The sequence below is a fragment of the Kitasatospora sp. NPDC005751 genome, assembly GCF_040630835.1.
Classification (GTDB): Bacteria; Actinomycetota; Actinomycetes; order Streptomycetales; family Streptomycetaceae; genus Kitasatospora.
Map to the genome: position 1 here is coordinate 83292 of NZ_JBEXYC010000025.1, position 19064 is coordinate 102355.

Annotated in this window: 17 protein-coding genes; 6 read left to right on the top strand and 11 right to left on the bottom strand. The window is 74.5% G+C overall.

Annotated elements, in window-relative coordinates:
• Positions 1-9: 9 nt before the first annotated feature.
• Both ABZ497_RS22385 and ABZ497_RS22390 read right to left on the bottom strand, forming a co-directional pair.
• Positions 10-1452, bottom strand: a complete 1443-nt coding sequence (locus ABZ497_RS22385; protein WP_359807799.1) for a DUF2252 domain-containing protein — start codon at positions 1450-1452, stop codon at positions 10-12.
• Positions 1453-1607: 155 nt separating this feature from the next.
• Positions 1608-2012 (bottom strand): hypothetical protein, encoded by a 405-nt coding sequence (locus tag ABZ497_RS22390; RefSeq protein ID WP_359807801.1) that lies wholly within the window; start codon positions 2010-2012, stop codon positions 1608-1610.
• A gap of 204 nt (positions 2013-2216) precedes the next feature.
• Here ABZ497_RS22390 and ABZ497_RS22395 point away from each other — a divergent pair, with 204 nt between their 5' ends.
• Complete coding sequence (locus tag ABZ497_RS22395; protein ID WP_359807803.1) at positions 2217-2648, top strand: DUF2809 domain-containing protein; 432 nt, start codon at positions 2217-2219, stop codon at positions 2646-2648.
• A gap of 7 nt (positions 2649-2655) precedes the next feature.
• Here ABZ497_RS22395 and ABZ497_RS22400 read toward each other — a convergent pair whose 3' ends face one another.
• Positions 2656-3438, bottom strand: a complete 783-nt coding sequence (locus ABZ497_RS22400; protein ID WP_329491165.1) for an SGNH/GDSL hydrolase family protein — start codon at positions 3436-3438, stop codon at positions 2656-2658.
• Positions 3439-3728: 290 nt separating this feature from the next.
• On the opposite strand from ABZ497_RS22400, the gene ABZ497_RS22405 reads away from it, so the two are divergent.
• On the top strand, positions 3729-4631 hold the full coding sequence (locus tag ABZ497_RS22405) for an MBL fold metallo-hydrolase (protein WP_359807805.1): 903 nt from the start codon (positions 3729-3731) through the stop codon (positions 4629-4631).
• A 331-nt stretch (positions 4632-4962) separates the two neighbouring features.
• Positions 4963-5790 carry a dimethylargininase gene (gene ddaH / locus ABZ497_RS22410; RefSeq protein WP_359807807.1) on the top strand — a complete coding sequence of 276 codons (828 nt, stop codon included), beginning with the start codon at positions 4963-4965 and terminating at the stop codon, positions 5788-5790.
• A 96-nt stretch (positions 5791-5886) separates the two neighbouring features.
• Here ddaH and ABZ497_RS22415 read toward each other — a convergent pair whose 3' ends face one another.
• From ABZ497_RS22415 to ABZ497_RS22425, 3 genes are all read right to left on the bottom strand, one after another.
• Positions 5887-7101 (bottom strand): globin domain-containing protein, encoded by a 1215-nt coding sequence (locus tag ABZ497_RS22415; protein ID WP_359807824.1) that lies wholly within the window; start codon positions 7099-7101, stop codon positions 5887-5889.
• A gap of 87 nt (positions 7102-7188) precedes the next feature.
• The gene (locus tag ABZ497_RS22420; RefSeq protein WP_359807808.1) at positions 7189-7632 is read right to left on the bottom strand and encodes an Rrf2 family transcriptional regulator; all 444 of its coding nucleotides are present in this window, start codon (positions 7630-7632) and stop codon (positions 7189-7191) included.
• 150 nt (positions 7633-7782) lie between these two features.
• Positions 7783-9246, bottom strand: coding sequence for an MFS transporter (locus ABZ497_RS22425; protein WP_359807810.1), 1464 nt, complete (start codon positions 9244-9246; stop codon positions 7783-7785).
• A 430-nt stretch (positions 9247-9676) separates the two neighbouring features.
• On the opposite strand from ABZ497_RS22425, the gene ABZ497_RS22430 reads away from it, so the two are divergent.
• Both ABZ497_RS22430 and ABZ497_RS22435 read left to right on the top strand, forming a co-directional pair.
• Positions 9677-10255 carry a helix-turn-helix domain-containing protein gene (locus ABZ497_RS22430; RefSeq protein ID WP_329491171.1) on the top strand — a complete coding sequence of 193 codons (579 nt, stop codon included), beginning with the start codon at positions 9677-9679 and terminating at the stop codon, positions 10253-10255.
• Positions 10256-10383: 128 nt separating this feature from the next.
• Positions 10384-12264, top strand: a complete 1881-nt coding sequence (locus ABZ497_RS22435) for a protein kinase (RefSeq protein WP_359807812.1) — start codon at positions 10384-10386, stop codon at positions 12262-12264.
• Between the two features lie 64 nt (positions 12265-12328).
• On the opposite strand, the gene ABZ497_RS22440 is transcribed toward ABZ497_RS22435, so the two are convergent.
• From ABZ497_RS22440 to ABZ497_RS22460, 5 genes are all read right to left on the bottom strand, one after another.
• The gene (locus tag ABZ497_RS22440) at positions 12329-14362 is read right to left on the bottom strand and encodes a SpoIIE family protein phosphatase (protein ID WP_359807813.1); all 2034 of its coding nucleotides are present in this window, start codon (positions 14360-14362) and stop codon (positions 12329-12331) included.
• A 251-nt stretch (positions 14363-14613) separates the two neighbouring features.
• Positions 14614-15681, bottom strand: a complete 1068-nt coding sequence (locus ABZ497_RS22445; RefSeq protein ID WP_359807825.1) for a polyprenyl synthetase family protein — start codon at positions 15679-15681, stop codon at positions 14614-14616.
• Between the two features lie 365 nt (positions 15682-16046).
• Positions 16047-17552, bottom strand: coding sequence for a hypothetical protein (locus ABZ497_RS22450; protein ID WP_359807815.1), 1506 nt, complete (start codon positions 17550-17552; stop codon positions 16047-16049).
• A gap of 105 nt (positions 17553-17657) precedes the next feature.
• Positions 17658-17963, bottom strand: a complete 306-nt coding sequence (locus ABZ497_RS22455) for a hypothetical protein (RefSeq protein ID WP_359807817.1) — start codon at positions 17961-17963, stop codon at positions 17658-17660.
• A gap of 249 nt (positions 17964-18212) precedes the next feature.
• Positions 18213-18542, bottom strand: coding sequence for a helix-turn-helix domain-containing protein (locus ABZ497_RS22460; RefSeq protein ID WP_359807819.1), 330 nt, complete (start codon positions 18540-18542; stop codon positions 18213-18215).
• 97 nt (positions 18543-18639) lie between these two features.
• Here ABZ497_RS22460 and ABZ497_RS22465 point away from each other — a divergent pair, with 97 nt between their 5' ends.
• Complete coding sequence (locus ABZ497_RS22465; RefSeq protein WP_359807820.1) at positions 18640-18951, top strand: putative quinol monooxygenase; 312 nt, start codon at positions 18640-18642, stop codon at positions 18949-18951.
• Positions 18952-19064: the final 113 nt, after the last annotated feature.

Genomic DNA, 19064 nt, shown 5'->3' on the forward strand with positions numbered 1-19064 from the left:
GGCCCGGGATCAGACGCCGTGCTCGGCCGGGAGCCGGCCCGCCCGGACGGCCGTGACCAGGTCGGCGTGGTCCGCCTCGGTCCGGTCCGCGTACGCCACCGCGAAGGTGGCGACCGCCTCGTCCAGCTCCTCGTTCTTGCCGCAGTAGCCGGTGATCAGGCCCGGGTCGGCGGTGTGCGCATGGGCCCGGGCGAGCAGGGCGCCGGTGATCCGGGCGTAGTCGTCGAGCTGGGCGGGCAGCAGCGCCGCCGGGTCCACACTGCCCTTGCGGTTGCGGAACTGCCGTACCTGGTAGGGCAGTCCGTCCACGGTGGTCCAGCCGAGCAGGGTGTCGCTGACCACCTGCATCCGCTTCTGGCCGAGGACCACCCGGCGGCCCTCGTGGCCCTCCGGCGCGGTCACCGGGTACCCGGCGCGGGCCAGGTGCGGCAGCAGGACCGACGGCCGGGCCTCCTTCACCTGGAGCACCAGCGGCTGCTCCCGGTGGTCGGTCAGCAGCACGACGTACGAGCGGGTGCCGACGCTGCCGGTGCCCACCACGCGGAACGCCACGTCCTGCACCCGGTAGCGGGCGAGCAGCGGGTGCAGCTCCGCGGGCACCGTGCCGACGTAGGGGCCCAGCGCGGCGGCCACCGCGGCGGCAGTCGCGTCCGGGACCTCGCTGAGCACCGGGGGCGCCGCGGTGAACCGCAGGCCGCCGTCCTGCGCGCGGACGGTGGACTTGGCCGCGAACCTGGCGCTCGTGTTGCCCAGCGCCTTCGCGCCGACCTTCTGCAGGGCGTCGGCCAGGTCGTGCGCCTGCGCGAACGAGACCAGCTGGTCGTCGGCGACGGCGTTCCAGGCGTCCAGGACGGGCAGCTTGGCCAGCGCGCGCATGGTGCGGCGGTACGAGCCGGCGGCGTCGAACGCGGCCTGGCGCGCGGTGGTCTCGTCGGCCCCGACCTCGCGGCCGGCCAGTACCAGGCTGGCGGCGAGCCGCTTGAGGTCCCACTCCCACGGGCCGGGCACGGTCTCGTCGAAGTCGTTGATGTCCATCACCAGCTGCCCGCGGGCGTCGCCGTACAGGCCGAAGTTGGCCGCGTGCGCGTCGCCGCAGAGCTGGGCGGTGATCCCGGAGGTGGGCGTCGGGGCGAGGTCGGCGGCCATCAGGCCGGCCGAGCCGCGCAGGAAGGCGAACGGCGTGGCCGCCATCCGGCCCAGCCGGATCGGGACCAGCTCGGTGATCCGCCCGGCGTTGGACGCCTCGATCGCCGCTGTGGCGGTCGGACGGTCGTCGGCGGTGGCGAACTCGGCGTGCCGCTGGCGCGGGACGCGCTCGCGCAGGGCCTTGCCGCGCTCGCGGGAGCGGCCGTCGTGGTGCGGCGCGAACCCGTCGACGGCGAACCGCCGCCCCCGGCCGGCCGCTTCCGCCCGCACGCCGGACTCCTCCACCGCTTCGGTGAGCTGCGTCATGGTGCCCCGCCCCGTCCTCTGTCGTTCCCGCCCGCGACCTGTGCGGACCCGGCCCGTCGGCGGGCCGGGCAGCAGGTTACCCGCCCGCCCGGACAACCCGTCGGGAGGGAGGGACGCCCGGGGCGGTGCCGCGGTTGCGGGGGCGGGGCGCGGCGTCAGCCCCCGAGAAGTGCTTTGTGGGCGCCGTACGCCTCGATGAAGCCCTGGACGGCCCGCAGGTCGCCCGGGAAGGACGCGGACCGCCACTTCGCCTTCGTGCCGTCGCGGTACTGGAGGTCGATCCACACGGCGAGGTTCACCATGGTGCTGTCGGAGAAGCTCTGCCCCCTCACCTGGAGGGTGATGTCGGTGAGGGCGTAGAAGTCGACGACGGTCGGCGGGTGGCGCTCGTCCGTGTACTCGACGGTGCCGTCCGGGGTGATGACCAGCAGCGGGTCCGGATCGTCCGAGGTCCCCCGGAAGAACCCCTTCAGCTTGCCCCGCCTCTTCGTGAAGACGTGCCAGTCCGTCGGTACGGGGCCTTGGCGTGCCTGCCAGAGGATCGTGCGCGGATCGGTCATGTCAGCTCCGGATCGTGCCACCACCGCCGACCGGTGGACGCCCCCGAGGAGGCGTGCGCGTACGGGTCGGCGACGGCGCCCGGCGCCGCGCGCGGGGCGGCTCCGGACCGACCGGGACCACCAAGGATTCTCCGTCCCTCACCGACCGGGCGCCACCGCGGCACCGGGTGGTCCCCGGCTCGCGACACCCCCTAGGGTGGCCCGATGGGTGAGCTTCGGGGGAGTGGCGGTGTCCGGGCGGTGGCCGGGGTGGCGGCGGTGCTGGTAGTGGGGGCCGGGCTCGGGGTGCGGGCGGTCGGCGGGGGCGAGCTCGCCAAGTACGCGGGCGACGCGCTCTACACGGTGCTGGTGTACGCCCTGGTGGTGCTCGCCGCGCCGCGGCTGCGTCCGGTGGCCGCCGGCGCGGTGGCGGCGGGGCTGAGCTGGGCGGTGGAGCTGTTCCAGCTCACGGGCGTCCCCGACGACCTGGCGCGGCGCAGCACGGTGGCCCGGCTGGTGCTCGGGTCCACCTTCAACGCGCCGGACCTCTGCTGGTACCTGGTCGGCGCGGCGGCCGCCGCGCTGCTGCACGCGGGGGCGGTCCGGCTGGTGCGGTCCGCTTCCGTGGGGAGGGGGACCGCACCCGGCCGGGCCTGACGGTTCGTCAGAGCGGGAGCAGCTCCGGCCGCTTCGCCTCGACGTGGTCGCCGGAGGACTCGCCGCGCAGTCGGCGGCCGACCCACGGCAGCAGGAACTCGCGCGCCCACTGGAGGTTCTCCCGGCGCTGGTCGGCGGCGGACTGGTACGGCAGGACCGGCCAGGGCGCCTCCGGGTCCTGCTCGGTGCGCAGGCCCAGTGAGCGGGCGGCCAGCAGGGCGACCCGCTGGTGGCCGTCGGGCGAGAGGTGCAGGCGGTCCTCGCTCCACGCCCGGCGGTCCTGCACCGCGCGCAGTGACCAGAGGTCCGCGACCTTGCAGCCGTTGCGGTCGGCGACGGCCCGCATGTGGCCGTTGTACGTGGCGATCTTGCCGCGCAGGTGCTTCAGCAGCGGCACGCCCCGGGTGTCGAAGCCGGTGCAGATGAGCACCGTCCCGGCGGACTCGGTGAGTTGGACGATGGCGCGCTCGAAGCGCTCGGCGACCTCGTCCGGGTCGCTGCCGGGTCGCAGGATGTCGTTGCCGCCGGCGCAGAAGGTCACCAGGTCCGGCTGGATGCGCCGGACCTGCGGCACCTGCTCCGCCGTGACCTGGTCGAGCAGCCGGCCCCGCACCGCGAGGTTGGCGTAGCGGAACTCGCCCGGCGGGCGTCCGTCGGCGAGCAGGCCGGCGAGCCGGTCGGCCCAGCCGGCGAAGGCGCCGCCGACGCCGGGGTCGTTGAGCCCCTCGGTGAAGCTGTCTCCGAGGGCCGCGTACGAACTGAGGTCAAGAGTCTCCTGGAGGTTCGGCATGAAGGAGATAGTTCACTGTCTCAAGTGACCTACGCCACCGTAGGTGGCCCTCGGGGGGACGTGAGATGGACCACGTACGGATTCAGCAGGTTCCGGGAATATCGCGGGGGGCGGGGCGCGCCGGGGGCGGCGGGCGGTCGAACCGGCCTGATGGCCCGTCAGGGAGGTGGTCCGGATAGCTCCGTCGGAGAAATGACAAGATCGCGACCCCCTTCCGCTTCCGGTCCGCCGGTGCCCACCCTGGAAGGGCCCCGCCGTTCGGCGGGCGCCCCACCCAGGAGGGCGCAAGCATGACCGACACCGATCCCCTCACCGCGTCCAGGACCCCCGGAACGGGCTGGTACGTCGACGACCGCTGCACCAACTGCGACGTCGCCCGCCAGCTCGCCCCCGATCTGATCCACGAGCGCGACGGCCGCTCCGAGGTCGTCCGCCCGCCCCGCGACGAGGCCGAGCTGCGGCAGCTGTACGCCGCCGCCCACGCCTGCCCCACCCGTTCCGTCCGCCTCCGCGGCCGGCCGCTCGAACCGGCACGGGAGCCGTTCCCGCTCGCGCTCGACGAGGGCCTGCTGCTGTGCGGCCACAACTCCCAGCACACCGCCGGCGCCAACGCGTACCTGCTGCGCCGGCCCGGCGGGTACCTGATGGTGGACACGCCCCGGTACGCCGAACCGCTGGCCGCCCGCTACGAGGCGCTCGGCCCGGTGACCGACGTGCTGCTCACCCATCGCGACCACGCGGCGCACGGCCGCGCGTACGCCGACCGGTTCGGCGCGCGGCTCTGGATCCACGAGGGGGACCTCGACGCCGCGCCCGACGCCGACCGGGTGCTGCGCGGCCGGGAACCCGTCGAGATCGCCCCCGGGGTCGTGGCCCACCCGTTCCCCGGGCACACCCTGGGCAGCGTCCTGTACGTGGCCGACGACCGGTACTGCTTCAGCGGCGACAGCTTCTACTGGTCGCGCACCACCGGCGACCTGGAGGTGGCCGACGGGGTCACCTGGTACTCGATGGAGGAGCTGGCGGCCTCGCTCGCCCGGGGCGTCGGGCGCCTGCGCTTCGAGTGGGTGCTGCCGGGGCACGGCGACCGGCGGCGGATGCCGGCCGAGGAGGCCGACCGGCGGCTGCGGGCGCTGGCCGAGCGGTGCGCCGGGCTGCGGACGAGGCCGGTCGACTTCGTCCTGCGCTGGTAGGCCGGCGGCCGGGCGGCGGCGCCCCGGCACCGTGAGGGTGCCTCCGCACACCCGTGCCCCGGCGCCCCGGCGCCCCGGTGCCCGGTGCCCCTGCACCCGGCGCCCCCGTGCGCCGGGGTGCGCGCCGGGTGCGCGGGGAGTTGCACCCGGCGATGGTGTCCGCTCATGTGTGCGAACTGACTCGCGTGGGCAGCCGCCCTCTGGGTGCGCAGCGCACCGGCACGCCCCCACGTGCTCCGGTATCCGAGGCCGCGTTCTCCACCGCCCCGGCGCCCCAGCGCACAGCATCCCGATCCCGATCCCAGCAGTCCCGGACGGCGGAGGTAGCCGCATGCCGAACCGAACCCCGGAGCGCACCGCGAGGCCGCGGCGCTACCTGATGTGCCGGCCGACGCACTTCACCGTCGACTACGCGATCAACCCCTGGATGGACCCGGCCCGGCCGACCGACACCGAGCTCGCCGTCCGCCAGTGGGAGCGGCTCTGTTCGATCTACCGGCGGCTCGGCCACACCGTCGAGCTGATCGAGCCGGTGCCGGGCCTGCCCGACATGGTCTACACCGCCAACGGGGCAACCGTCCTGGACGGCCGGGCCCTGATCGCGACCTTCCGGCATCCCGAGCGGGCCGGCGAGTCCGACGCCCACGAGGCGTGGTTCCGGTCCGCCGGCTACCGCGAGGTCCACCGGGCGGGGCACGTCAACGAGGGGGAGGGCGACCACCTGGTGGTGGGCCGCCGGGTGCTGGCCGGCACCGGGTTCCGTACCGATCCGGCGGCGCACGCCGAGGCCCGGGCCCTGTTCGGGGTCCAGGTGCTCGGCCTGACCCTGGTCGACCCGCGCTTCTACCACCTGGACACCGCGCTCGCCGTCCTCGGCGACGACCACGTCATGTACTACCCCGAGGCCTTCACGCCCGACAGCCAGGCGCTGCTGCGCAGCCTCTACCCCGACGCGATCCTCGCCGACCGCGCGGACGCCGAGGTGTTCGGCCTCAACGCGGTCTCGGACGGGCGGCGGGTCCTGCTGCCGGAGGCCGCCAAGGCGCTGGCCGGCCGGCTGGCCGAGCACGGCTACGAACCGGTGCCGGTGGACGTCTCCGAGCTGCTCAAGGGCGGCGGCGGCGCCAAGTGCTGCACCCTGGAGCTGCGGCCGGCCTGAGCGCCCCCGGCCGTCCGCTGAGCGCCCCCGGCCGTCGGGAGGGCACTCGGGCCGGGGTCGCTCGGGCAGCGGTGGTTCGGCAGTGGCCGCCAGGGCTCAGGCGTCCTGTCCCAGCCAGAGGTCGGGGCCGAACACCTCGTAGTGGATGTCGGCGGCCGCCACGCCCGCCGCGAGCAGCTGGGCCCGCACCGAGCGCAGGAAGGGCAGCGGCCCGCACAGGTAGGCGACGGTCCCGGCCGGGACCGGCACCGTCGAGAGGTCGACCAGGCCGGTGCGCTCGGCGGGCCAGTCGCCCACCGGCCGCTCGTAGAAGACGTGCGCGACGGCGTTCGGCAGCTCGGCGGTGAGCCGGTCGAGCTCGGCCCGGAAGGCGTGCGCGTGCTGGTCCCGGTCGCCGTGCACGGAGATCACCGTTCGGGGGGAGCCGGTGGCGGCGAGGTGGTCCAGCATGGCCGTCATCGGCGTGTTGCCTATCCCGGCCGAGGCCAGCAGCACCGGTCCGGCGCCGTCGGCGAGGGTGAGGTCGCCGAGCGGCGGGGCGAGTTCGACCACGTCGCCGGTGTGCAGGTGGTCGTGCAGGTGGTTGGACACCTCGCCGGCCGGTGCCCCGTCGGCCCCGGCACCGACCCGCTTGACGGTGAACCGGAGCGCGCCGCCGGAGCTCCCCGAGAGGCTGTACTGGCGGATCTGCCGGGCGCCGTCCGCCATCGTGGCGCGCACCGAGACGTACTGGCCGGGCCGTGCGGGCGGGACGGGGCCGCCGTCGGCGGGGCGGACCAGGTAGGTGGTCACGTCGTCGGTCTCCCGGCGCCGGGCGATCACGGTGAAGCGGCGCCAGAGGTCGTCCGGGTCGCCCGACTGCGCGGCGGCGGTCTCGGCGCGCAGCCGGTCTTCGATGGCGATCAGCGCGTTGGCCATCAGCCAGTACACCTCGTCCCAGGCGGCGGCGACCTCCGGGGTGACGGCCTCGCCGAGCACCTCGACGATGGCGGCGAACAGGTACTTCTGGACGATCGGGTACTCGTCGTTCCGGATGCCGACCGAGACGTGCTTCTGGGCGATCCGGGCGAGCATGGCGTCCGGCCGCAGGTCGGGGCGGGCGATCAGGGCGGACGCGAAGGCGGCTATCGAGCCGGCCAGCGCCTGCCGCTGGGTGCCGTTGGCCTGGTTGCCCCGGTTGAACCGGTCGCGCAGCAGCTCCGGGTGGTCGGCGAAGAGTGTGTCGTAGAAGAGCGGCGTGATCTCGCCGATCGCGCCGCCCACGGCGGGCAGGGTGGCTTCGACGATCTCGGCGGACTTGGCGGACAGCATGGGGCTCACTCCGAACTGGTATCTGGAATGCATATTAAAGGTCGTGCGGAGGCGCGACCCGGCGGGTCGGTGAACGGAGGTGTGGGGTCAGCCGGCGGGTCTGCCGGAGAGGCTCAGCAGGACCGGCCCGGTGGGCGGGCCGACCAGGTCGTCGATCGAGAGCGGATCGAGCGAGGCGAAGAACGCCTCCTGCGCGGTCCGCAGTGCCCCGCGCAGCCGGCAGGCGGCCCGTAGCGGGCAGGGCGGCTCGTCCTCGCAGCCGACCACGTCGCCGACGCCCTCCAGCTCGCGCACCAGCACCCCGAGCGACCCGGTCCGGCCGGCGGAGGTGAGCGCGAGGCCCCCGCCCCGCCCGCGCCTCGCCTCGACCGCACCGAGGTGCTGGAGCCGGCTGACGACCTTGGCGGCGTGGGTGTACGGCACGCCCACCGACTCGGCCACCTCGCGGGTGGTCGGGTTCGCGTCCTCGTCGAGGACCGCCAGCCGCATGGCGATGCGGAGGGCGATGTCGGTGCTCTTGGTCAGCCTCACGCCCGGCAGGCTATCGAATGCGAATTCTGTACTCCAATTTGGGGTGCGCCCTCGGCGCCCGGACGGAGCTGCACCCGGTGGCACACGGACGCGCCCCGCCGGGAGCCGGCGGGGCGCGTGGTGGGCGGGCGGGGCGGGCGGGTGACCCGGTCAGCTCCGGACCGCCTCCGGCCGGGCCGGCGCGCCCGCGACCGGGTCGGCGGCGGCCGGGCCGCCGATCACGAACGGTGCGGGCCGACGGGCCGGGACGAGCAGGGCGGCGACGGCCGCCGCCAGGCAGAAGGCGGCGAGCAGGGCGAACCCGTGGGTGTAGCCCGATTCGTAGGGGTGGCCGGAGGGCTGCAGGTGGCCGGTGACCAGGCTGGTCATCAGCGCGGCGCCGATGGAGCCGCCGATGGTGCGGATGTTGGCGTTCATGCCGGTGGCCGCGCCGGTCTGCGCGGCGGGCACGCTCTGGACGATGAGGTTGCTCATCGAGGCGAAGGCGAGGCCGATGCCGAGCCCGAAGACCCCCGCCGCCAGGGCGACCTGCCACGGCCGGTCGTGCCAGGCGGCGAGCATCGCGCAGGCGGCCGAGCCGAAGACGGCGCCCGCGGTCAGCTGGGCCTTGGCGGGGAACCGGCCGGCGAGGCGCCCGCTGAGGATCCCGGCCACGAACATGGTGACCAGCATGGGCAGCATCAGCAGCCCCGCGCCGGTGATGCTCGACCCGAAGCCGTAGCCGGCCGAGGTCGGCGTCTGCGCGAAGCCGGGGAGGAAGGCCCAGACCGCGTACATGCCGCCGCCGAAGAGCAGGGCGGCGGTGTTGGTCGTCCAGACCGCCGGGAGGCGCATGATCCGCAGGTCGATCAGCGGGTTGCGCGAGCGGGCCTCGACCAGGGCCCAGAGGCCGAACAGGACGACGGCCGCGACCAGCAGGCCGATCACCCCGTTGGAGCCCCAACCCCACTTCGAGGCCTGGCTGATGGGCAGCAGCAGGGCCACCAGCCAGCCGGAGAGGAGGGCGGCGCCGAGCCAGTTGACACTGCCCGCGCCGCCGGCGCCCTCGGCGCGCTTGGGCGACTCCGGGACGTAGCGCTGGGCGATCACGGCGGTGACGGCGACGATGATCACCGGGAACCAGAAGAGCCAGCGGTAGTCCAGCGCGCCGACGATCGGTCCGGCCAGGACCATGCCGAGGCCGCTGCCCACCGCGATGACGGCGGACAGGTTGCTGATGCCGGTCGCCACCCGGGAGGCGGGGAACTCGTCGCGGATGATGCCGAAGGACAGCGGGAAGAGCGCGCCGGCGATGCCCTGGATGACCCGGGCGATGATCAGGACGGTGATGTTGGGAGCCAGGGCGGCGACCAGGCAGCCCACCAGGAGCGCGCCGAGCGCGGCGACCAGGGTGCGCTTCTTGCCGACCAGGTCGCCCACCCGGCCGAGGATCGGCGTGAAGATCGAGGCGGAGAGCAGGTAGGCGGTCATCACCCAGGTGACGGTGGCCTGCGAGGTGTTCATCGCGTGCTGGACGGTGGGCAGGGCGGGCGTGATCAGCGACTGGAGCAGGGCGAACACGCCCGCGCCGGTCGCGAGGACGCCGAAGGTGAGGCGATTGGACGGGCGGCTCATCGAACCTTCTCGGGGCATGGGGCGCGCAAGGGGAGCGCGCCCACGGGCTGCGGGCGGAAGCGGTGTGCGTGGTGTTTGGTGTGCGTGGTGCGTGGCGTGGTGCGTGGTGCGTGGTGCGCCGTGTGCTGGGTGGCGCGCGCTGTGCGGTGCCGGTGCCGGCGCCGGTGCCGGTGCGGTCGGAGCTGTGGTGCGTACCGCCGGACGCGCGGCGAAGTGCGAGGTGTGGAGAACGGGCCAACAGGGTTGGTGCGTACGGCGCGGGCCGGCGGGTGCGCTCGGGATCCGGTGCCGGATCGACGGGCGTGCTGGTGCCTCCACCGGGTGTGCCGGCAGGGGCGGGGACAGGACCTCACTGCTAAAGTTGAGGCATGCCTCCAGATTAGCGGAGGCGTACCTCCGCTTCAACCCGGTGTCCGAAAAGAGAGCCCCAGTGACGGAACAGGTCGTGGTCGGCGAGTTTGTGGCGGCCCAGCGTCCGCGCCGCGCCGATGCCGCGCGCAACTTCGATGCGCTGCTGGTTGCCGCCCGCGAGGCCTTCGCCGAGCACGGCGCCGAGGCCTCGCTGGAGGACATCGCCCGGCGGGCCGGCGTCGGCATCGGCACCCTCTACCGCAACTTCCCCACCCGTCGGCACCTCTTCGAGACGGTCTACGCCAACGAGGTCAATGAACTGAGTCTGGCCGCAGGGGAGTTGTCGGGCGAGTCGCCCTGGGAGGCGCTGACCGGCTGGCTGCGCAGGTTCGTCGCCTACACCCTGACCAAGCGGGCGATCCGCGAGGCGCTGGAGGGGGAGGAGTCGGACATCTTCCTGGCCTGCCGGCAGTCGATGTTCGACGCGAGCGCACCGCTGCTCAGGCGCGCGCAGGACGCGGGGGTGGCGCGGGCGGACATGTCCATCGACGACCTGCTGCGCCTCGTCTCGGGTGTCAGCTCGGTCGCGTTCCCCGACGAGGAGCAGCGCGACCGCGTCCTGGCCATCGCCCTGGACGGCGTGCGGACCACCGCCTGACCGGGGACCGGCGACCGGCGCTCCCCGGCGGGCCGTTCGCACCCGCCCGCTCGCCCGCGACCGGGGAGAAGCGGGTGCGGGCCGTCCCGGCCACCGGCGTGTCGGCGGCGTCTCCTACGATGACGGGCATGAACGCTGACGGGTCGGACGCACGGCTCATCGACGGCCGGTTCGAGCTGCTGCAACGACTCGGCGGCGGAGGCATGGGCCTGGTCTGGCGCGCCCGGGACAACGCGCTCCACCGCGAGGTGGCGCTCAAGGAGGTCCGCCCGCCCGACCCGGCGATGGCGGCCGCCAATCCCGAGGACGCGTCGGAGCTGCGCGAGCGGGTGCTCCGCGAGGCGCGCTCCCTGGCGCGGCTCCAGCACCCGAACGTGGTGATCATCCATCACATCGTCGACACCGCAGACCATCCGCACCCCTGGCTCGTGATGGAGCTGGTCACCGGCGGCAGCCTCGCCGACCGGCTCTCCCGCGGCCCGCTCACCGTGCCCGAGGCGGCCCGGATCGGCCGCGGGGTGCTCTCCGCCCTGCGCGCCGCCCACGCCGCCGGCATCCAGCACCGCGACGTCAAGCCCGGGAACGTACTGCTGCGCCCGGACGGCACGCCCGTCCTCACCGACTTCGGCATCGCCGCCATGCAGGGCGCCACCGCCCTCACCAGCACCGGGGCCCTGATCGGCTCGCCCGAGTACATCGCCCCCGAGCGGATCCGCGGGGCGGAGGGCAACCCGTCGTCCGACCTGTGGTCGCTCGGCATGATGCTGTACGTCGCGGTCGAGGGCCACCACCCGCTGCGCCGCGCCACCACGCTCGCCACCCTCGCGGCCGTCCTGGACGAGCCGCTGCCGCCGCCGGCGCGGGCGGGGCGGCTCGCCCCGGTGCTGGCGGCCGTGCTCGCCAGGGATCCGGCGGTCCGGCCGAGCGCGGAGCAGCTCGACCAGGCGCTCGCAGCCGCGGAGGCCGGGGCCGCCCCGGGCCCGGCCTCCGGTCCGGTGGCCTGGTCGCCGACGGGTCTCGACCTCCCGCGGCCTGCGGCGACCCCGTGGCCCGGTACCGACCCGGCGATGAACGCCTGGGCCGGATCCGCGCCCGGAACCGCCCCCGGCGCCGGGGACGGTCCCGGCGGTCCCGGGTACGACAGCGGCTCCGGCGCCGGTCCCGGGTACGGCTACGGCGCCGCCCCGGCCGACACGTTCGGTCACCCCGGCGCTGCCGGGCCGGGCCGCCCCGGCTTCCCCGGGCACCCGGTCGACGCGGTCCCGGCGGACGCCGTCCCGACCGGCACGACCACGCCCGGCCCGGCGGCCCCGGTGCCCCGGGGCGGGCGGGCGCGGGCGGTCACCCTCTCGGTCGTCGCCGTCGCACTGACGGGTGCCCTCACCTGGATCCTCCTGCCCGACTCGGGCACCGAGAACGGCACGGGCGCCGCCCCGGGCCCGTCGGTGTCCGGCCCGGCGGCGACCGGCAGCACGGGCCCCACCACCCCCGCCGCCGCGTCGACCGCGCCCGAGCCGGTCGCCGCCCCGTCGGTGACGGCCAAGACCGCGCCCCCGTCCGCCGTCCCCCCGGACTTCCTCACCCCGGCCGGGGTCCGCACGACGGTCGAGGCCTTCCGCCCGTCGCTGGCGGATTCCAAGATCACCCAGCTCACCGTCTACCCCACCTACGCGAGCGCCGAGGGGCCGACCGCGGCCGACCCTACGGTGTTCGACCGGCTCAACTACCGCGACGGCAAGGTCACCCGCACCGCGGGCGGCACCATGACGTCCCGTCAGAAGACCGTCGACCTGCGGAGCTACGACTGGGACATCATCCCGGCCCTGCTCCAGAAGGCCCAGGACACCCTCAACGTCCCCAACCCGACCAGCCGTTACCTCATCATCGGTCCGGACAGCTCCGACGGCACGCCCAGCATCAAGGTCTACCTGTCCGGCGAGTACGGCGGCGGCTACCTCTCCGCCGACACCAAGGGCACCGTGAAGCGGTCCTTCCCGCGCGGCAGTTGAGCGCGGCACCCGGCGGCAGCGCCTGAGCGCGGTCCCCGGGACCGGTACCCGAGCCGCGCCGGCCTCAGACGGGCGGCGCGGCCAGTGCGCGGAAGGCCAGCAGGGCGATGTCGTCCCGGGTCTCGGCGACCTGGGCGAGCACGTGGTCGCAGAGTTCGTCCAGCGGCCGGTGGCCGACGGCGCCCGCCGCCTGCGCCAGCCGGCCCAGGCCGACGGTCAGGTTCTCCCCGGGCACCTCGACCAGCCCGTCGGTGTAGAGGAGCACGGTGTCCCCGGGCGCGATTCCGGTGCTGTGGGTGTGGCGCCGCTCGGCGGGGGCCACGCAGAGCGGCACGTCGGTCTCCTCGGTCACCAGGAAGCGCGGCTCGCCCGAGGCGGGTACCAGCAGTGGCGGCGGGTGCCCGGCGTTCGACCAGGTCATCCGCCAGCCGTCGCCGACCCGGGTGAGGTTCAGGTGGACGGCGGTGGCGAAGGCGGCCACGCCGAGGCCGTCGGCGGCCGTGTCGAGCGCGGCGAGGGTGTCGGCCGGGGTGTGCAGATGAGTGCGGTTGTAGGCGACCGACCGCAGCATGCTGCGCAGCTGCCCCATGGTGGTGGCCGCGGTGAGGTCGTGCCCGGCCACGTCGCCGATGGTCAGGGCGAGCGAGCCGTCTGGCAGCAGGAAGGCGTCGTACCAGTCGCCGCCGACCTCGGCCGCCCGGTTGCCGGGCTGGTAGCGGGCGGCGAGCTCGGCGCCGAGGACGACCGGCGGGGCGGTGAGCAGCGCCCGTTGGAGGACGAGTGCCACCTGCCGGGTGCGCTGGAGCTCCAGGGTCTGGCGCAGCGTGGCCTGGGCGCGCTGGAGGACGTCCTGGAGCAGGTCGATGTCCGGCCGGCCGGGCGGCGGGGTGTCCTCGCAGCCGGCCGCCGCGGCGAGGGCGACGGTGATGCCGTCGATGACGATCGGCAGCAGGGTGAGGCTGGTGGCGCGGGCCCGGGTGAGCCACTGGGCCGACTCCCGGGGGACGACGCCCGGGGGGATCTCGCCGACCGGGAAGGTCAGGAGCGCGGGGGCCTGGCGGGCGACGACCCGCAGGGCGGCCGGCCCGAGCCGGTAGCTCTGCTGGCGCAGCGCGGGCAGCGGAGGCAGGCCGGGCCGGGCGGTGGAGGCGATCCGGGTGCCGAGGATCTCGTCGGGCCGGGTGGCGTGCTCGCGGGTGGAGAGCAGGAACACCGTGCAGGCGTCGGTGAGCTCCGGGACGACGAGGTCCGCGACGGCGGCGAAGGCGTCGTCCGGGCGGGCGGTCTCGGTCACCGCGAGGGCCCCGGCGAGCAGCCGCTCGCGGAGCCGGTTGCGCCAGCGGTCCTCGATGTCGGAGGTGGCCCCGACCCACTCCACCGGCCGGCCCTCGCGGACGATCGGCACCGCGCGGGCGGAGACGTGCCGGTACTCCCCGGTGACGGTGCGCACCCGGAAGGAGTGCTCGAACATGGACGGCTCGGCGTCCGCCGCCTTCAGCCACTGCTCGGCCAGCCCGGCCCGGTCCCGGGGGTGGATGAGCTCGAACCAGGCCTCGTCCATGGTCTCCCGCCAGGGCTGCCCGGTGAGCCGCTGCCAGCCGGGCACGAGCTCGGCCATGCTGCCGTCCGCGCGGACGATCCAGACCAGCTGGGAGACGGCGGAGATCAGCGCCTCGTACCGCTCCAGGGTGCGCAGGCGGTCGGTGGAGAGCTGTTCGGCCTGCTGGGCGGCGTGCACCTCGGTGGTGGTGTCGATCGCGGCGATCAGGATGCCGGGGCCGAAGCGGGAGGAGATCGGGGAGCAGCTGTAGACGAAGTGCCGGTGGTCACCGTCACCGTCCCCGGGCCGTTCCACCGTCCGGGGCGTGGTCACCTGGCGGGCGGTGCCGTCGGCGAGGACGTGGTCGAGCGTCTCGAAGAATCTCTCCACCCCGGGTTCGGCGAACAGCTCCCGGACGGGGACCCCGATCGACCGCGGCCCGAACAGCTCGCGGAAGGCGTCGTTGCGGTAGACCAGGCGGTGTTCCCGGCCCGCGGTCAGGGCGATCGCCACGATCGCCCGGTCGAAGACCTCGGGTGTCAGCTGCGGCTCGACCACCCCGTGGTGCCCCCTTGTCCGGTGTTGTGTCGTGCGGCAACCGCGTCCCCGTACCCGGGGTGTCCGGCTGCCTCCGGCCGGCTGCCCTCGGGTCTGCCCTTGCGGCGATCGCCCGCGGCCGTCCTTGGCACGATACGGTCTGGCCGGTACATCTGTACCGTTATGCCACGATTGTCGCCCTTGCCGGGGGTGACGCGTGAGTGCCCGGCGGCCGCGAGTTCGGCCGGGGCCGCCCGGGCCGCCCGCTGCGCTCACCCGGTCGGCAGCACGTTGGACAACGGGAGGCCCTCGAAGAAGGCCACCGCCTCCTCGCGCCAGTGCGGGCGCCAGCCCGAGGCCTCCCCGGCGGCGGCCTCGGCGCAGCGGCGGATGTCGGCGCGGAGCCTGCCGTCCACGCCCAGCGACCGGGCCAGCTCGCGGACGCGCCCGACCGTCGCCGCGGAGCAGTCCGGATCGCCGAGCGCGGACTCCACCACGGCCCGCTGCGCGTCGTCCGCGGCGGCGAGCAGGGCGCTCACGGCGTAGCTGCGGCGGCCGGACCGGAGGTCGGCGCCGGTCGACTTGCCGGTGGCCGCCTCGTCGGCGAACAGGTCGAGGTAGTCGTCGCGCAGCTGGCCGCCGATGCCGACCAGCGTCGCGTACCGGCGCAGGCGCGCGTCGTGCGCGGCCACGTCCTCGCCGGCCGCCAGCAGGCCCAGCCGCAGCGGGGCGAGGACGGAGTAGCGGGTGGACTTGTACTCGCAGACGGTGTGCAGGAACTCCTCCTCCGGAAGCGCCCGGAAGTCGCGTTCGAGGTCGACGATCTGGCCGGTGACCGTCTCCGCGGCGGCGTTCAGCTGCACCTCCAGCATCGCCTGGCGCAGCTCGGCGGGGACGTCCGCCTCCAGCAGGACGCGCATCGAGAGGAAGGCGGCGAGGTCCCCGGCCAGGACGGCCAGGCCCAGCGCGGTGCGCTCCGCCGCCGGGAACTCCTCGCGGTAGGCGTAGTAGGTGGAGGGGCCGCCCCGGCGGACCGGCGCGTCGTCGATGATGTCGTCGTGGACGAGCCCGTGCGTCTGGAGCAGTTCGATGCTCAGCGCGGCCTCTGCCAGACCGGGCACCGGCTCGGTGGTCACCAGCCGGGCGGCCTCGTACAGCAGGGCGACCCGCAGCCGCTTGCCGCCGCGCAGCGAGAGGTCCCGCAGCAGCTCCAGGCAGCGGGGGGTGAAGCGGCTGAGCGGTGGCGTGTCGAGGCGCTCCGGCAGGGAGGCGAAGTAGGCCTCGAAACGGAGGTCGAACCGCCGCCGGTGTCCGGCGGCCCGTTCGCGGGCGGCTGCCATGATCGTTTGGTTCACGTGCCCTACCCTCGCACCCCCGCGCCGGGGCCCGCCGACGGGGGCCGGGCGCCTCGCGGGCGGCGCGCGCGGCGCGGCTACGGACAGGCGCGGTTCGTGTCCCGTGGAGCTTTGCCGGGTCGGCCGGGCTCCCCGGCCTTCGGCTGGGAGGTGGCCTCGGCACCCTTGCTCCGGCCGCGATCCCGACCTGTCGGCCGCTGCCCGCGTCGGCCCCGGGTGGTCCTGACACCGAGTCGGGGGAGTGGGAAGTCGGCGGGGCCGACTTCCCGGTCGGCCCGCGTGCCGTCGGCGCTCGCCGACGGCACGCGGGCCGAGCTCGATCTCCTCGACGGCCGGGTGCGCTTCCGCGGCTACTCGGTCCGCCCGCCGAGCCAGTCGCGGAGGAGGAACGCGGCCTCGGCCTCCTCCGCCTCCGACCGACGGGTGTCCTCCTCCCAGACCACGGTTCGGAAGAGTCCGGTGTCCCGCCACTGGGCCGGCGGCCGGTCGAGGTCCTCGTCGTTGGCCTCGTCGAGGTAGCGGCTCGCAGCGGTGTAGACCAACCGGAGTTCGGCGCCCACCACGTGGTACTGGTCGCACTGCGGAAGGAGTTCCCGCTGCATCGGCAGGGCCCTGTCCAGCTCGACGCCGCCGAGATAGCCCGGCGTCTCCGCCCGCATCAACTCGTCGAGGTCCCCGAGCTGCCCCGCGGTGAGCCCGGTGACGGTCGACACGGCGAGGTTGCGCGAACGGATCAGCGCGGTGAGCCCCGGGACGGTGAGGGACTTCCAGAGCGGGGGCGTGCGGGCGAGCAGGTGCGCGGCGATGTCGCCCGGGGTGGCTCCCGCGGCGAAGGCGGGCCCCGGTGACAGGCTCGCGACGGCCACGCCGAGGTCGCGACGGTACTCCGGGGCGATCCTGGTCGACTGGGTCAGCACGGCGCGGTCGATCTGGCCCGGGATCACCCGGCCCTCGTCGAAGAGCAGGGCGATACCCGTACGGCTCACGGCAGTTCCTTCTCGGGTGCGGGGAATGGCGACCCCTTCCCCGGGGCGGGTGGAGAACTCGTTGCGGAAATCGGCGGCGGTGAGTCCGGCCGGCGTGCGCAGTGCGGACGCGCCCATGTGCTTCAGGTGTGACTGGAACGGGGTCTCGGGCTGGCCGAAGACGAGCGCGGAGACGCGGATCGTGCCGTCGTCCAGGACCGCGGCCACGGTACCGAGGCCGGAGTAGACCAGTGGGTTCCGCGCGGCGTCGTGGAGCGTGCCCGAAGCGGTGGCCGTCGTGAGCCAGTGCGGGTCGAAGGTGACGACGACGCTGCGTCCGCCGATGTCGAAGCAGAGGTGCGGGTCCTTCGCGAGGACTCCGGTGGGCTCCGACGGAGGCATCGTCGGGGGATTGCGGCAGCGCATCCGCGCTTCGAAGGAGACCAGCAGGCCGCGGTGTACGTGGTCGATCGTGCTCTCGCACAGCCTGGTCGCCGACTCGGCGTCCCACGTCTCGAACAACGGTCTGACATGGGCGACGAAGAGCCCGGGGGCCAGCCCCTGGCCCCGGAACGGCTTGGTGGTGTCGAGCTGCGCGTTCCTCGCCGCGCCGAGGATCGCGCTGCCGTCCGAGAGCATCGCGATCCGTGGCAGGTTGACCAGATCGACGCTGGAGAAACGTGCTCGCCAGCTGTGCGAGGACTTCCGCAGCGCCTCGGCGACGGCCTCGTGGGGAGGGCCGCTCTCCGGTGCCGCGTTCACCACCACGACGTTCACGCCGCCGTGGATGTCCCCCGCCTGAACGGCTGCCCCGGTGACCCGGCCGGAGAGGTCGTTGCGAACGTCCGGCGACGCCCGGTCGTGTGTCGTGCCGTCCCCCGCCGGTTCCACGTCGCTACCTCGCTCGCACTCACACCGGTCTGCTGGGGCACACACATTACCCACGAGAGGTCGGGTCGGCCGACTTCCTGTGCTCGGGCCGCCGCGCCGGTGGTGTCAGGAGGCGCCGAAGACCTGTTCCAGGGCCTTGCGTGCGGCGAGCCGCCCTGCTTCACGAAACGCGCGGGGGTGGGAGTCGACGGGGTGGACGACCATGGACCGCAGCACGGCCCGGCAGTGGACGGTGATCCGCCCGTCCTCGGCCAGCACCTCGCGCATGCCCTCGTCGAGCGCTTCGAGGAGTGAGAAGACCTCGCGGTAGTCCTCGTCGCCGCCGGCGGGGCCGAAGCGGAACCGGACGTCGTCCGGGAGGGTGAGCTCGAAGTGGGTGGGGCCGGTGCACGGCTCGAAGTCGACCGTCACGACGGCCGCACCCCCACCGCACCCGCCGGCCTGCCGGAGGTGCCGCGCCTGCACATCGCGTAGGGGCCGGGGCGGGAAACGCATCGGTTCTGCGGGCATCCGGCCATCGTAGGGCGGGGCTAGGCGGACCGGTCGCCCCGGCCGGTCCCTTCTGGGGTGACGGCACCCTGTGCGTCTGGAGAACACCCGGGCGTGCACAGGAAGTCGGCCATACCGACTTCCTGTGCACCGCGTTCTGTGGGCATCGGATCAGCCGTCGCCGGGGGCCTGCGCCTCGGCGGTGAGGAGGGCGAGCAGGCCGGGGAAGCGGGTGTCGATGTCGGTGCGGCGGAGGGCGGCCATCCGGCTGTTCCCCCGGTCGACCTGCCGGATCAGGCCGGCCTCGCGCAGCGCGCGGAAGTGGTGGGTGACGGTGGCCTTCGAGACGGGCAGGGCGAAGGAACTGCAGGTGCGCGCGGCGCCGTCCGGCGAGCAGGCCAGCTCGCGGACCACTCGGCGGCGCAGCGGGTCGGCGAGCGCCGCCAGCACCTTGCCGAGCTCGATCTCCTCGACGGCCGGGTGCCCTTCCTCGTCGGGCATGGGTGACCTCCCTCAGGTACGGCTTGAATCGTACCTCCGGCAGCGGTACCGTCCCGAGGTACGAGATTCGTCGTACCTTGGATGAGGGAGAGTTCGCATGGATCAGCTGGTCACGCTCGTCGGCATCGCCCGCCCGAAGCCCGAACGGGCGGTGGAGCTGAAGGAGTTGCTGCTCTCCTTCGTGGCCCCCACCCGGCGGGAGCCGGGCTGCCTGGAGTACCACTTCCACGAGGATCGCGAGGAGCCCGGCGTCTTCGTGTTCTACGAGGCGTGGCGAAGCCAGGCCGACCTCGACGCCCACCTGGCCCTGCCGCACCTGAGCGCCTTCTGGGAGCGGCGGATGGACTACCTGGCCAGTGACCTGGAGATCCGCTTCCTGACGATGCACAGTCCCTACGGCCGGGAATAGCCCGCCGCCGGCTGCCATTCGGCGGGCTGCTATTCGGCGGGGATGCCGCGGAGGAGGAAGGGGAGGTGGGCGCCGCGGGTGAGGGCGTCGAGGGCTTGGGTGACGCGGTGGTG